The organism is Caenispirillum salinarum (assembly GCF_044803115.1).
Classification (GTDB): Bacteria; Pseudomonadota; Alphaproteobacteria; order Rhodospirillales; family Rhodospirillaceae; genus Caenispirillum; species Caenispirillum salinarum_A.
Genome location: NZ_CP085224.1, coordinates 2,322,424 through 2,337,187 on the forward strand (window position 1 = coordinate 2,322,424; position 14,764 = coordinate 2,337,187).

The following is a 14,764-nucleotide window of genomic DNA, read 5'->3' on the forward strand; positions in this document are numbered from 1 at the left end:
GGTGCGACACAAGACACCGTTCCAACAATACAGCGAAAACAACAGTTTAACGACTGGCGCGGAGCTTGCTGAGGAGATGGGCGAACGCCAACCCACTCCGAGGAGGCCGCCCGTGAGCCAGGTTATCTCGTTGGACAGCATCGCCAAGGCGCCCGGAAGCGCCGAGACCATGCGCCAGGACCTTGCCAAGGGCGGCTGCACGTCGTCTTCCTGTGGCTCGTCCGACGGCCCGGCGGACATGCCGGCCGAGATCTGGGACAAGATCAAGGACCACCCCTGCTACAGCGAGGAAGCCCACCACTACTTCGCGCGGATGCATGTGGCCGTCGCGCCGGCGTGCAACATCCAGTGCAACTACTGCAACCGCAAGTACGACTGCGCCAACGAAAGCCGTCCCGGCGTTGTGTCCGAGCGCCTGACGCCCGAGCAGGCGGCGCGCAAGGTCATCGCGGTCGCCAACGAGGTGCCGCAGCTGTCCGTGCTGGGGATCGCCGGGCCGGGCGACAGCCTCTATGACTGGAAGAAGACCTTCGAGACCTTCGAACTGGTCGAGAAGCACCTTCCCGACATCAAGTTCTGCATCTCCACCAACGGCCTGGCCCTGCCGGACCATGTGGAGGAGATCGCGCGCCACAACATCGACCACGTAACCATCACCATCAACATGGTGGACCCTGAGATCGGCGCGAAGATCTATCCGTGGATCTTCTTCGACAAGCGCCGCATCCATGGGGTGGAGGCCGCCCGCATCCTGCACGAACGCCAGATGCGGGGCCTGGAGATGCTGACCGAGCGCGGCATCCTGGTGAAGGTCAACTCGGTCATGATCCCCGGCATCAACGACGAGCACCTGAAGGTCGTCAACGCCGAGGTCAAGAAGCGCGGCGCCTTCCTGCACAACATCATGCCGCTGATTTCCGCGCCAGAGCACGGCACCCACTTCGGCCTGACCGGCCAGCGCGGCCCGACGGCGGCCGAGTTGAAGAGCCTGCAGGACGACCTGGCCGACGGCGCCAACCTCATGCGCCACTGCCGCCAGTGCCGCGCCGACGCGGTCGGCCTGCTGGGCGAGGATCGCGGCCAGGAGTTCACGCTGGACAAGATCGGCGAGGAGGTCACATACGACCCCGAAAAGCGCCGCCTCTACCGCGAGGTGGTGGAGGCCGAGCGCGCCGACCACCAGAAGGCCCGCGCCGCTGCCGAGGACGCCCTGGCCCTCACCGCCGACGCGGGCGCCAACGCCGTGCCCATGCTGGTGGCGGTCACCACCAAGGGCGGCGGGCGGCTCAACCAGCACTTCGGCCACGCCACCGAGTTCCAGGTTTACGAAGTGGACCGCGACGGCGTGCGCTTCGTCGGCCATCGCCGGGCGGACAACTACTGCCTGGGTGGTTACGGCGAGGAAGACCGGCTGGACACCATCATCGGCGCGCTGGACGGCGTGACGGCGGTGCTCACGGCCAGGATCGGCGACTGCCCGCGGGAGCGGCTGGAGGAGGCCGGGATCATCGTCTCCGACGCCTACGCCTACGAGTACATCGAATCCTCCATCGGCGCCTACTACACCGCTTCGGTGGGGTCGGTGGACACCGGGCGGGCCAGCGCCTGACCGGCGCGCCGGTCCGCCCCCGCACTACCCCGTCCGTGGAACGATAAGGGAGTTTCCTCAATGGCTTACCAGATCATTCAGTCGCAATGCTCCGTGTGCGGGGCGTGCGAGTTCGAATGTCCCAACGGGGCGATCAAGATGAAGGGTGACACCTACATCATCGACGCAGCCAAGTGCACCGAGTGCGAGGACCAGGGGTCCCCGCAGTGTGCCTCGGTTTGCCCGGTCGACGGCACCTGCGTGCCGGCGTAACGGGCGACGGGCGCGGCGGCGGCCTCTGGGGGCCTTGTGCCGCCGCCGCTGCCCGGTCTTCTCCGAACCCGGAGACACGAGACACGGGCGTAAAGGGCCTGAAACCATGTCGGCCACGGACCACGGAAACAAGCACTCGGCGCCGGAAGCCCGCGCCCGCCTGCGGCCCGGCGAACCCGTCGAGGCGTTGGACTGGCTGGGCAATCCGGTGGACTGCGCGGCGTGTGTATGGCGCGAAAGCATCCGCGCGCACGGCCTCTGCAAGCCGCTGGTGGCCTGTGTCCACGACCGCTACGCCAAGCGCATCGAGCGCTTCCTGGACACCAATCCCGAAGCCTCCGACGCCGTTCTAGCCCATCCCTATTTCGAGGTGCGCGCCATCGCCACCAGGCACGCCAGCATCTTCCGCCTGCCGGCCCTGCTGAACGATCCCGACCCCGAGGTGCGGGCGGGCGCGGTGATGCGACTTCCGGCGCGCCAGGGCATGCGGCTGCGCACCGACCCTGACCGCAAGGTCCGCGTGGCCGTGGCGGCCCGCCTGACGGGGCCGGACCTGGTGCCGATGACCACCGACGACGACTATTACGTCCGCGTCGTCACGGCCCGGCGCCTGCCGCACGACATGCTGCCGCTGCTGATGCACGACCCCGAGCCCGAGGTCCGCCGCGCCGTCGCCCGCCGCATTGGCGAGGAATGGCTCATGGCCATGGCCTGGGACCTGAACCCGCTGGTTCGCCTGGACGTGGCGCGGCGGCTGTCGGCCCAGCAACTGGCGGTGCTGATCGAAGACCCTGACATGCGCGTGCGCCACGCGGTGGCGGAACGCATCGACCCGCGCCACCTGCCCGCGCTGGCGGCCGACCCCGACGCCCTGGTGGTCGAAATGGCGCGTGACCGCCTGGACCGCGAGGTCGGCGCCGGCGGCGGCGCCCCTGACGTGACGACCCATCCCGCAGCCGGCATCGTGCTGGCCGCGGACGCATCCCGCCCCGGCAATGGAGGTTCGCCCGATGCGTGATCCCGACGAGATAGAAATCTATAAGGACCCGGTCTTCGAGTACGGCGTGAAGGTCGTCTCGCGCAAGAACGTGCGCAATGACGGCACCTTCCCCGGCAAGGAAATCGGCGAGGTTCTGGTGAAGAAGGGGGACGTCGGCTACGTCCACTCCATCGGCACCTTCCTGCAGCGCTACTACATCTACGGCGTCGACTGGATCGACCGCGGTTACGTCGTCGGCATGCGCGTGCACGAACTGGACGAAGTGAAAGAGGAGGCTGCGCAATGAAGGTGACCATTCGCAAGGTCGGCGACACCTACGAGGCCTACGTGCCCAAGAAGGACATGGAGGAAAAGGTCGTCGAGATGGACAACGGCCGCATCTGGGGCGGGATCATCACCCTGTCCAACGGCTGGCGCTTCCAGATGCCCGACATGGCGGACGATACGCGCATGCCCATCACCGTCGAGGCCCGCAAGCTGGCGGAAGTGGAAGACTGACCCCGCTTTCCCTCAACCGATAGACCGCCGGAGGCGCTCCATGTCCGCCACCACGCTGCCCGAGACCGATCCCCGCGCCGTTCTGGAGGACGTGCGGGCCCGCCTGACCGCCGGGACCCTGGTCCCGGTGCTCGGCCCCGACGTGCTGACGGCCGACGGGGCGGAGCCCCCGGTGCCGGTTTCCACCCGCGGCCTGGCCGACCGGCTGAACGCCAGGGTGGCGGTGCCGGGGCGCATCCGCGGCAACATGTGGTCGGTGGCCCAGTACATCGAAAGCCGCCGCCACCGGGTCACGCTCATGAAGCTGCTGGCCGACATTTTCGGCCCGCCGGTGGCGCCGACGCCGCTGCACCGGTGGCTGGCGGTGCAGGACCGCCTGCCGCTTATCATCGACACCTGGTACGACGGTGCCATGGCGGCGGCCCTTGCGGCGGAGCGCGCCGCCGACGACTGGGGACAGGTCCAGGGTGTCACCCGCAACGGCGAATGGCGCGACATCTGGCGCAAGACGTTTGACGCGAAGGGCGCGGAGGTGGATGAGGACGCGATCGCCGGCTGGAACACGGTTCTCTACAAGCCGCATGGCTCGGTCGCGCCGGCCGCCAACTACCTCATTTCCGACAGCGATTACGTGGAAGTGCTGACGGAAATCGACATCCAGACGCCCATCCCCGACGTGGTGAAGGACCTGCGCACCGACCGGGGCTTCGTGTTCCTGGGGTGTCGCTTCTACGATCAGATGCTGCGCACGTACGCCCGCCAGATCATGAAGCGCTCGCGCGGCCCGCACATCTGCGTGGTGCCGGCGGAGACGACGAAGAACGAGGACAAGTTCTTTGACGAACAGGGCATCACCGTCCTGCGGATGCCGCTGGCAGACGCGGTTTCGGTCCTGACAGAGGACGCGAAGGAACCGGCCTAAAAGGCTGATACGAAACGGAACGCGGTCAGGACAGCCTTGGGGGAGGGTGCCTGATCGTGCGGGGACGGGAAGCGGTCATCCCGTCCCCGCTTTTCTTTTCGGTGCATACGTTTCCATCTGTCATCCCCACGCCATCAACTCTTCACGCAAGCGCCGTTGATCGCATGCCGCCCGCACCCTAGCGTTCGATCCAAGGGAGTACACCCGATCGGATTGGGGAGATACGGGCATGGCGGGATCAGTAGCTGTCGGCGGTCGACATATTCTTGGCGGCGGGGTCCCGTCGCTTCAGGACATGGCGGCGCGCCTGCCCATCGGTATCCGCATCGCCCTTCTGGCGGGCCTGGCGCTGCTGGCCTCGGCGGTTGCCGCCGGGGCCTACCTGGTGGGGCAGGCGCGGCTCGACTCGGCGCTGGAGCGCATGGAGTCCTACCGCCAGCTCTCCAGCGAGACCGCCCGCATGGAAACCGCCCTGGCCCGCCTGCGCCTCGATGAGCGCGACTTTCTGAGCGCGCTGGACGCCGCGGCGGCGGAAGCCTTCCGCACCCGCCTGGCCGAGGTGCGCGAGGCCCTGGAGGCCGTCGCCGCCCGACCGCAGGCCGCCGGCGTGGCCGATACCGTCGACCACCTGCGCGAGGGGCTGGCCGAGGCGCGTGCGGAATTCGACACGGTGGAGTCCCTGCGCCGTGAACTGGGCCTGTCGCCGGAGGAAGGTCTGTGGGGCCGGCTCACCGCCTCCACCCGTGCGGTGGAGGACGAGCTTGCGCAGTGGCCGAATGCCGATCTGCTGGAGGCCCGCCTTCAACGCATGCGCCGGCACGAGTTGTCCTTCATGCTGACGGAGGAGGCCGCCGAGCTGGGAAAGCACCGGAAGGCCTTCAACGAGTTCGACTTCGGCTTGATGGGCGCCACGCTCGACGACGACACCCGCGCCCGCCTCACCGACATGGGGCAGGGCTACCGCAAGGACACCACGGCCTACGCCGACAAGCGCCTGGAGCTGTCGGAGGCCTCCGCCGTGCTGGACGCGCGCTTCGACGGCCTGCGCCCGGACTTCGAGGCCCTGTTCGCCTTCACCCGCCATGGCATCGCCGAGGCGCTGGCGGCGCAAAAGCGCGTGCGGCAGGAAACGACGCTCATGATGGTCGGCACCGGCGGCGTTATCGTCGTGCTCTATGCCATCGTGGCGGTGTTCCTGGTGCGCAGCATCACCCGCCCCATCGGCGCGCTGGACGGTGCCATGCGCCGCATGGCCGCGGGCGACCGCGCCATTCCCATTCCCGGCGTCGACCGGGGCGACGAGATCGGCGGCATGGCGCGCGCCATGAACGTCTTCAAGGACGGGCTGCTGGAGGCCGACAAGCTGGCCGCCGAGCGCGCCCACGAGCAGGAACTGCGCGACCGCCGCCGCCAGAGCATCGAGGACGCCATCGGCCGGTTCGAGGGATCGGTGCGCGACGTGCTCAACACGCTCTCCATGGCCTGCGACGAGATGATGGCGACGGCCAGGGACATGCGCAGCGCCTCCACCTCCACGGACCGGCAGGTCCAGGCCACCGTCGCCGCCGCGCAGGACGCAGACCGCAATGTGCGCCTTGTGGCCGAGGCCGCGGAGGATTTGGCGGCGGCCCTGTCGGAAATCCACGACGACGTCACCCAAAGCGCCCGCATCGCCCGCGAGGCGGTGACACGCGCCGAGGAGGCGGACGCCATCATGGTCAGGCTGGGTACGGCGGCGAACCGCATCGGCGAGGTGCTGGAATTCATCAACACCGTCGCCGAGCAGACCAACCTTCTGGCGCTGAACGCCACCATAGAAGCCGCGCGGGCGGGCGATGCCGGCAAGGGCTTCGCGGTGGTCGCCAACGAGGTCAAGAGCCTCGCCACACAGACCGGCCGCGCCACCGACGAGATCGCCGAGCAGATCGCCGCCGTGCAGGCCGAGACCCGCCAGGCGGAAAAGGCCATCGCCGCCATCGTCCGCGTCAACGGCGAGGCCGACACCATCGCCCACCGCGTCGCGGACCGTGTGGAGGGCCAGGGACTGGCCATGAAGGGGATCGTGGAGAACGTGCAGCGCGCCACGGCCGACTCGGCGACGGTGGCGGAGAACGTCAGCGGCGTGCGCTCCAGCGCCGCGGCGGCCGGCAGCGCGGCCGGCCGCGTGACGGACGCTTCCGAGATGCTGACGCGGGAATCGGCTTCGCTGCGGGGCGAGGTGGAAAGCTTCCTGGGCGATATCCAGGTGGCCTGAGCCGCCGGGGCGAAGCGGGAAGGGCGGGCCGGTGCGGCGCCGGCCTCAGCCCTGCAGCTTGTCCAGGAATGCGTTGAGCTGGTCTTCGTCGAAATCGTCCAGCGCGCTGTGCAGCATGGCCTTGTCCGCCGTCGACAGGTTGGCCAGCGGGGAGACCAGAGCGCTCAGAAGTACCTGGAATTCTCCGTGGCCGAAGGGCGGTGCGGTGTGTCCTTCGGGCGGCCGGGGCGTGTTGATGAACATGTGCTGCCCCAGGCTGATGGACGAGGGGTGGTATTGCATCAGCTTGATGAACCAGTCGCGGCGGCCCTCGAAGTTCCGGAACGTCTTGACGATGGTCCACAGCACCTTCGCCTGGACGATGCGGGCGTCGGGGTGGGCGTAAAAGTCGTCCCAGGCGAAGGCCTCGCCCTGTTCGGCAATCACCAGGTCCAGCACCTCGTTGCAGGTTTCGGCGTAGTGGGCGAGCTGGTCGCCCAGCGACAGCTGGAAGAAGTGGAACAGGTTGGGCAGGTGCTCGCGCGACAAGGTCTCGTCGTTCAGCAGGCCGGCCAGCGGATGCACCATGAGGCGGCCGAGCGCATTGCGCCGCTGCTCGATGCGGGTCTGGCGCTCCATGGCCTCGTATACGGTGTTGTAGGCCTGCTGATAGAAGGCGTCGAACTCGGGACTGGTCTTCAGCGCCTGGGCGATGCCCCGCAGGGTTTCCACCGAGACGTGGCCGTCGCTGGCCTTGGCCTGGACGCTGGCGACCAAGGCGTCGAGGACCTGACCGGAGATCTCGCGCAGGTATTTGGGTCCGTTGTGCTGCATGGCCGTCCCGTTTCCGTCCCTCGCGCGCGCCTAAGCCGCTCGGCGCACGTCTTTCAGAGGATCATGCCGGGAAACCAAGTCCTTGTGAAGACTTGCGGTCACACCTTCATGCCAAGCGTGCGCATGGCTTTTTTCGTCAGGGACTGGCGCACGTCGAAGAACCCCTCCCACGGGTCGGCCTTCTGGCGCGTGAGGCGGGAGGGCAGGGTTTCCACGGTCCACTTGTCGCCCGACGGCACGCGGGACAATTCCTCCCACGTCACCGGCACGGCCACCGGCGCGCCCTCGCGCGCCCGGCTGCTGTAGGGGGCGACGGCGGTGGCGCCGTGGCCGTTGCGCAGGTAGTCGATGAAGATGCGCCCCGTGCGCTTGGCCTTGGTCATGACGGCCACGAACCGATCCGGCTCGTCGTGCGCCAGCGTCTTCGCCAGGGCCTGCGCGAAGCCCTTGACCTCCGCCCAGTCGTTGCGCCGCCGGGGCAGGGGGACCACCACATGCAGGCCCTTGCCGCCGGTGGTCTTGACGAAGCTCTCAAGCCCCAGCTCGGACAGACGGTCGCGTATGTCGCGGGCGGCGGCGCGGACGTCCTTGAAGGGGACGCTTTCGTGCGGGTCCAGGTCGATGACCATGACGTCGGGGTGGTCCAGGTCGTCGGCGCGCGATCCCCAGGGGTGGATCTCCATGACGCCCGACTGCACCAGCCCGATGAGGCCGGCTTCGTCGGTCACCATGACGTGCGTCCTGGTCTGGCCCTTTTCCGTGACCGGCGTGCCCGAGACGCTTTTCGCCAGGCCCATGCCCGGGTGACGCTGGAAGAAGCACTGCTCGCCACGCCCCTCGGGGCAGCGCAGCAGGCCGAGCGGCCGGTCCTTGATGAAAGGCAGCATGCGGGGGGCGACGAGTTCCATATACTCCGCCAGTTGCCGTTTGGTGAGGCCCTGTTGCGGATAGATGACGCGGTCGGGGTTGGAGATCTTTACGCCGTGGAAGGTCGGTGCGTCATCGTCGCGCGTGCCCTTGCCCGGCCCGGCCTTGCCTTTGCCCTTTCGTGGCGCCGCTTTCGGTAACGGCTCCGGCTCCGCTTCCGCCTCCACGGCGTCGACAAAGCCGGCCTCGCCGGGGCTTTCGGCGGGCTGTTCCAGAACCACGTCCCTGGCCTCCTTGTCCTCGCGCAGCCCCTTGAAGGCGGCGTGGCGCAGGATGCCCTCGCGCGTCCAGGCGGCGTATTCGATCTCGCAGACCGCGTCGGGGCGGACGAACCGGATGTCCTTTTCTCCCGCCGTGCCGCCCGTGAAGGGGCTGGTCTTGCGTTCCCTGGGCTCCAGCAGGGTGCGGAGCTTTTTCGATGTCGCGGCGGTGTAGCCCGTGCCCACCTTGCCGGCGTAGGTGAGCGCGCCGTGGGCGTCGTAGTATCCCAGCGCCAGCGCGCCGATGCCCGGGCCGCCCTTCGACGGCAGGGTGTAGCCGCCGATGACGAACTCCTGGCGCTCCACGCACTTTGACTTGATCCAGTCCGTTCCGCGCCCGGAGCGGTAGGGCCGGTCGCGGCGCTTGGAAATCACCCCCTCCAGCCGCATCGAGCAGGCCTTTTCCCACACGCGCGGTCCGCCGCCGTCGACGTGATCGGAATAGCGCACGGTCGCCCCGCCGGCGGTGTCGGCCTCGTCCAACAGGGCCTTGAGGCGGTCCTTGCGCTGGATGAGCGGCATCTCGCGCAGGTCCTCGCCGTCCAGGAACAGGCAGTCGAAGACCTCGAACACCACATCCTCCGTCTTCTTCTCGGACAGGGCCTCCTGCAACAGGCCGAAGTCCGATGCCCCATGCTCGTCCAGCACCACCGCCTCGCCGTCCAGCATGACCGAGGCGCACGGCAGGTCCGCCAGCGTGGCGGCCAGAGTCTTGAAGCGGTCCGTCCAGTCCTTGCCGTTGCGGGTGTAGATGCGCGCCCGGCCGTCCTCCATCCGCGCGATCAGGCGGTAGCCGTCATACTTGATTTCGTGCAGCCAGCCGTCGGCGGCGGGCGCCTTCGCCTCGCGTGTTGCCAACTGCGGCTTGACGAAATCGGGCATCTTACCTGCCGGCTGATCGGTCTTCTGCGGCTTGGCCCGAACCGGCGCCTTTTTCTTCGGGGAAGCCGTGGCGCGCTTTGTGGAGGCGGGCTCCGGGTTCTCGCCTTCTTCTTCGGCAATGACGTCCATGGGGCGGTCTGTGACGGCGCTGGTGGTGTATTCCTCCACCAGTGCGGCGCCGTCGCCGGGACGGGCGAAGTCGTCCTTCATCTTGATGAGCAGCCAGTTGTCCTTGCCCTTGTCGGCGGGCTTGCGGCCGCCCATGCGCACCAGCGCCCAGTCGCCGCACATGCGCTGGCCGTGCAGGCGGAACTCCAGCCGGCCTTTCCTGACCTGCTCGGCCGGGTCTTGGTCCTTGATCGGCTCCCAGGTGCCGCCGTCCCAGATCATCACCGTGCCGCCGCCGTACTCGCCCTTGGGTATGGTCCCTTCGAAGCCGGCATAGTCCATGGGGTGGTCTTCGGTGTGGACCGCCAGGCGCTTGTCCGCCGGGTCGAGCGACGGCCCCTTGGTGACGGCCCAGGACACCAGAACCCCGCCGATCTCCAGCCGGAAATCGTAGTGCAGGCGTGTCGCCGCGTGCTTCTGCACCACGAAGACGGGCGGCTCGGTCTTGCGGCGGCGCTTCGGCTTGTGGGCGGGCGGCTCGCGCGTCTTGGAGAAATCGCGCTTGGCGACATAGGCCGCCAGGGCATCGGCGGCGCGAACGTCGGGGCTGGCGCTTTCGGTGCGGGCCATTGGCGGTTACCCCGTGGCGCGCTTCTTCTGCGTGCCGGACTTGGAGGACGACCCGGAGCCCGAGGCGGGCTTCTTCTTTGCCGGCGCCTTCTTGCCGCCGCCGGAGCCGCCCTTGTCCTCTTCCTTCAGGCTGTTCTTCAGCGCGTCCATCAGGTTGATGACCTGGCCCTTCTTCGGCTTGCCGGCGTCCTTTTCCACCGGACCTTCGTGGCCCTGCATGCGTTCCTCGATCAGGTCGCGCAGGGCGTCCTGATAGTGGTCGTGGAAGGTCTCCGGCTTGAACTCGCCGGCACGGCTTTCGATAAGCTGCTGGGCCATCTTCACCTGGTCCTTGTCGGGCTTCACATCCTCGACCTCGGCGAAGTATTCCTCGGCCTCGCGCAGTTCCTCGGCATAGCGCAGCGTTTCCAGCAGCAGGCCCTTGCCGCAGGGGCGGATGGCGACGATGTGCTCCTTGCCGCCCAGCACGATCTGTCCCAGAGCCATCTTCTTGGCCCCGCGCAGGGCGTCGCGGATGGTGACATAGGCCTCGTTGGCGATGTCGCCGTCGGGGGTGACGAAATACGGCTTGTCGTAGTAGATCGCGTCCACGTCCGAGGCGTCGACGAAGTGCGACAGGTCGATGGTGTGCCGGCTTTCCACCTTCAGCTCGTCCAGGTCCTCCTTCTCGATGGGCACGAAGGAGCCGTCGGCGTCGGCGCCCATGACGACCTCATCGCGCTCGATGGGGCCGTGGTCGGGCACGTAGAGCTGGTTGCGCACGCGCTCGCCGGTCTCACGGTGGTAGCGGTGCAGGCTGACCTTGTTGGTGCCGGTCACGGCGGCATACAGCCGCACCGGGAACGACACCAGCGCCAGCCGGATGTGGCCTTTCCAATAGGGACGGGCTGCCATGGCGGGCGGGCCTCCTTGCCGCATCGGTCGAAACGCCAAGATAACGCCGCGCGAGGCACTCCCGTTCGATTCGACGACCGGCGCGCGAGCCGGCGGGCATCTTTGAACGGATTGCGACGGGCGCGGTGCCACGCCACCGACCGGCAGGTCGCCGCGACATCGAAGCCGGGCGCCCGGTCCCAGGAACGGCCGCCCGCACGGCCAACAGCCTGTCGTTTTCTTCCGCGGCGTCCCATGCAGCCGGGGCGTTGCTGCCTTGTGCCGGGGCCGCAGCGTCTGCATATACCTAAAACGGGCACAGTCTGATACGCTTGATCGTGGCATCCGCCCCGCGGCGGAGATGGATCGACGAAAACGACGGGCGATCATGAACGGGCGCATATGGCAGCCTTTGGCGGTGGCGGGCGTGGCGATGTTCTGCCTCGTCCTGACTGCCCTTGCCTGGCGCTATGACGCGATCACCGGCGCCCGGGTCATCAATCTCGAGTTTGAGCGCGGCGCCCGCCGCATCGAGCGCGGTCTGATGGAGCGGATGCACCATCTGGAGACCACGGTCCGCGCCGCCCAGGGATTTGTCGAGAACCTCGACGTACCGGACGAGGAAGCATGGGAGTCGTTTGCGCGGCGCCTGGACTTGGGCAGTGGCGCCAATGGCGTCGTCGGCCTGGCCTTCTATCGGCTGGAGAAAGGTGCCGCCCGCGATGGTGACGCCTATCTGGTGGCCCTGGCCGCGCCGAACCAGCGGCTGTCGTCGCTGATCGGCCGCCCCCTTATCGGTGCGCCGGCGGTCCTTCAGGCCATACGCGAGGCGCGGGCATCGGGCGAGTTTGTGCTGAGCGGCCGGTTCGAGGGGCCGCTGCAGAGGGCCGGGGCGCCGGTGGCGGCCGACATGGTCATGGTCGCGCCGGTGCATGATCCGGGCTCCGGCGCCTATCGCGGCGTCGTCGCCCTGGGGCTGTCGTCGACCCTTCTGCTCGACAGCGTGTTCGGCCGCACCGGCACGGACGGCTACGCCGTCGCCGTCAGCGATGCGACCGCCGGTGCCGAGCCGTTCTACAGGGCCGGGGCGCCGCAGGTCCTGGATATGCTGGCGGTGGAAGACGCCGGGGACGACGCGGCACTGCGTCAGTCGTCGGCGGTCGTCGTCGGCGGACGGGTGTGGCGCCTCGCGGTGGCCCGGGGTGAGACGCTGACGGCTGCGCGCCTCGCCATGCACGGGCGCGTGGAACTGGTGGCGGGGCTTGCCTTCACGCTGGTCATGACGTTTGCCGCCTGGCTTCTGGTGACGCGCCGCATGCGGGCGGAGAAGCTGGCCGCGGAGATGACCGAGGCGCTTAAGGAAAGCGAAGAACGCTACCGCATGCTGTTTGCCGGGAACAAGGCGGTGGAACTGGTCATCGACCCGACCGACGGCCGCATCGTGGAGGCCAACGCCGCTGCCGAGCGCTTCTACGGCTGGCCGGCCGAGCAATTGACCCGCATGGTGATCGGCGAGATCAACACCCTCACGCCCGCCGAGGTGGCGGCCGAAATGCGCCGGGCCGAGGAGGAAAGCCGCACCGACTTCATCTTCCGCCACCGCACCGCCTCGGGCGCCGTGCGGGACGTGGAGGTGTGTTCCGGCCCGATCGTGGTGCAGGGGCGGCGGCTGCTGTACTCCATCGTTCACGACATCACCCAGCGGCGCGAGGCGGAACGGGCGCTGCGCGATTCCGAGATCCGCTTCCGCTCGCTGTTCGAGCAAAGCCCCTGGGCGACCCTCGTGCTGCGGCCCGACGGCGTGATCCGCCGCGCGAACACGGCGTGGCGGGCCCTGCGTGGTGCCGCGTCGGCGCCGACGAACCTTCTCGACGACCCGCAGTTCGCGGCCCACGGCTTCGGGGATCTGCTGGGGCGTGCAGGCGCCGGCGAGTCGGTGGAGGTTCCCGCGGTCCTGCTGGAGGCCGGCGGCGGCGTCGCCGCGCAGTGGGTGCGGGCGTTCCTCTATCCTGTTCGCGACGCCACGGGTGCGGTCGACGAGGTGATCCTCATGGCCGAGGACATCACCGAGCGGGTCCGGGCGGAGCGCGAACTGGCCTACCGCCACCGGCTGCTCGCGACGCACCTGGAGACCACGCCCGACGGGGTGGTGATCCTGGACGGCGCCTGGCGCATCGCCGGGTTCAACCGCCGCTTCGCCGAGATGTGGAACCTCGCTCCCGACCTGCTGTCGGGCGGCGATGGCCAGGCCCTGCTGTTCAGCATGCGGTCGGCGGTGGAGGCGCCGGCGGCGTTCGAGGCCCGCATGCGGGCGCTGACGTCGGCGGCCACCGATCCCGACGGCGGGGCCGACCGGCTGCCCGGCGACGCCGACGGTGCCGTGGGCGCGGCGACCTGGGACGAGATCACCATGGCCGACGGGCGGGTCTTCGAGGCCTTTTCGCGCATGGTGCCGCCGACGGAGGAAGAGCCGGCGCGGCGGGTATGGTTCTATCGCGACATATCCGAACGCAAGCGCCTGGAGGAGCGCCTGCGGCGGGCGCTGGACGAACAGGATGCCATGTTTAACTCGGCCGGCGAGGGCATCGCGTTCCTGCGCGGCGATCGCTTCGTGCGCGCCAACCGCGTCTTCAGCGAGCTGTTCGGCTACAGCGCCGCCGAACTGACGGAGTGCGCGGCGGCGGACATGTTCCCCGACGCCGCCGGCCAAAAGCAGTTCCTGACCGCGGTGCGCGCGGCGCTGGAGACGAACGGGCGCTACACCGGCGAGCACCGCATGCGGCGCAAGGACGGCACCTTGTTCTGGTGCCGCACCAACGGCGCGACGCTGGAGCACCGCAGCACCCGCGGCGGCACGATCTGGCTGGTGGAGGACATCACCGAGCGGCGCGAGGCCGACCGGCGGCTGGGGGAACTGCTGGGCGACCTGGAACGCTCCAACGCCGAGCTTCAGCAGTTCGCCTACGTCGCCAGCCACGACTTGCAGGAGCCGCTGCGCATGGTCTCCAGCTACATGGGCCTGCTGGAAAGGCGCCACGGCGGCGACCTGTCGGAGGATGCCAAGGAGTACATCGGGTTCGCGGTGGACGGGGCGCACCGCATGCAGGGGCTGATCAACGATCTGCTGCAGTATTCCCGCGTGGGCACCCAGGGCAAGCCGCTGGAGCCGCGCGATGCCACGGCGGCCGCCCGGGCCGCGCTCGATAATCTGAGCATCGCCGTGGCCGAGGCAGAGGCAGAGGTTTCCGTGGGGCCGCTGCCGCGTGTCATGGCCGACGAAGGACAGTTGGTAAGGCTGTTCCAGAACCTGATCGGCAACGCGCTGAAGTACCACAAGGTGGGCGTCGCGCCGCACGTCACCGTTTCCGCCGCGCGACAGGAGGCCCGCATGTGGCGCTTCAGCGTCGCGGACAACGGCATCGGCATCGAACCCAAGCATTTCGACCGCGTGTTCATGATCTTCCAGCGCCTGCACGCCCGCGACGAGTATTCCGGCACGGGTATCGGCCTGGCCATCTGCAAGAAGATCGTGGAACGCCACGGCGGCCGGATCTGGCTTGAGTCAGAGCCGGGAGAGGGCACCACTGTCCACTTCACGCTGCGTGCCGCCGAGAGCGGGCCAGGGACGGCGCAACCGGCGGACGGCATGCTCGAGCCGGCCTGAGGCGTCGGCGGCCAAACGGCTCTTGAGCCGCGCGGCGGGCGGCGCTAAGGCAGGACAACGCACCGCAACCTT

General features: G+C 68.6%; 11 protein-coding genes. 8 read left to right on the forward strand and 3 right to left on the reverse strand.

The genetic code is table 11. The features are described from left to right. The first annotated feature begins 112 nt into the window (after window positions 1-112). The 7 genes from nifB to LG334_RS10655 all read left to right on the forward strand — a co-directional run bounded on the left by nifB (window position 113) and on the right by LG334_RS10655 (window position 6,535). Window positions 113-1,609 carry a nitrogenase cofactor biosynthesis protein NifB gene (gene nifB / locus LG334_RS10625; protein ID WP_404385913.1) on the forward strand — a complete coding sequence of 499 codons (1,497 nt, stop codon included), beginning with the start codon at window positions 113-115 and terminating at the stop codon, window positions 1,607-1,609. 60 nt (window positions 1,610-1,669) lie between these two features. Continuing rightward, window positions 1,670-1,861, forward strand: coding sequence for a 4Fe-4S binding protein (locus LG334_RS10630; protein WP_043644062.1), 192 nt, complete (start codon window positions 1,670-1,672; stop codon window positions 1,859-1,861). A 106-nt stretch (window positions 1,862-1,967) separates the two neighbouring features. Next, a complete protein-coding gene (locus LG334_RS10635; RefSeq protein ID WP_404385915.1) occupies window positions 1,968-2,879 on the forward strand; it encodes a 4Fe4S-binding leucine-rich repeat protein in 912 nt (303 codons plus the stop codon). Continuing rightward, window positions 2,872-3,147, forward strand: coding sequence for a nitrogen fixation protein NifZ (locus LG334_RS10640; protein ID WP_404385917.1), 276 nt, complete (start codon window positions 2,872-2,874; stop codon window positions 3,145-3,147). Before LG334_RS10635 ends, LG334_RS10640 begins: the two co-directional genes overlap by 8 nt. Further along, window positions 3,144-3,359 (forward strand): putative nitrogen fixation protein NifT, encoded by a 216-nt coding sequence (gene nifT / locus LG334_RS10645; protein WP_404385919.1) that lies wholly within the window; start codon window positions 3,144-3,146, stop codon window positions 3,357-3,359. The genes LG334_RS10640 and nifT overlap by 4 nt, the downstream gene beginning before the upstream one ends. 40 nt (window positions 3,360-3,399) lie before the next feature. Further along, window positions 3,400-4,281 carry an SIR2 family NAD-dependent protein deacylase gene (locus tag LG334_RS10650; protein ID WP_404385921.1) on the forward strand — a complete coding sequence of 294 codons (882 nt, stop codon included), beginning with the start codon at window positions 3,400-3,402 and terminating at the stop codon, window positions 4,279-4,281. Window positions 4,282-4,510: 229 nt separating this feature from the next. After that, window positions 4,511-6,535 carry a methyl-accepting chemotaxis protein gene (locus LG334_RS10655; protein ID WP_404385923.1) on the forward strand — a complete coding sequence of 675 codons (2,025 nt, stop codon included), beginning with the start codon at window positions 4,511-4,513 and terminating at the stop codon, window positions 6,533-6,535. 45 nt (window positions 6,536-6,580) lie between these two features. Here LG334_RS10655 and LG334_RS10660 read toward each other — a convergent pair whose 3' ends face one another. The 3 genes from LG334_RS10660 to LG334_RS10670 form a co-directional block, all read right to left on the reverse strand. Further along, window positions 6,581-7,348 carry a hypothetical protein gene (locus LG334_RS10660; RefSeq protein ID WP_404385925.1) on the reverse strand — a complete coding sequence of 256 codons (768 nt, stop codon included), beginning with the start codon at window positions 7,346-7,348 and terminating at the stop codon, window positions 6,581-6,583. 98 nt (window positions 7,349-7,446) lie between these two features. Then, a complete protein-coding gene (ligD, locus tag LG334_RS10665) occupies window positions 7,447-10,155 on the reverse strand; it encodes a DNA ligase D (RefSeq protein WP_404385927.1) in 2,709 nt (902 codons plus the stop codon). Between the two features lie 6 nt (window positions 10,156-10,161). Then, window positions 10,162-11,049 (reverse strand): Ku protein, encoded by an 888-nt coding sequence (locus LG334_RS10670; protein ID WP_404385929.1) that lies wholly within the window; start codon window positions 11,047-11,049, stop codon window positions 10,162-10,164. A 367-nt stretch (window positions 11,050-11,416) separates the two neighbouring features. On the opposite strand from LG334_RS10670, the gene LG334_RS10675 reads away from it, so the two are divergent. Further along, window positions 11,417-14,692, forward strand: a complete 3,276-nt coding sequence (locus LG334_RS10675; RefSeq protein ID WP_404385931.1) for a PAS domain S-box protein — start codon at window positions 11,417-11,419, stop codon at window positions 14,690-14,692. Window positions 14,693-14,764: the final 72 nt, after the last annotated feature.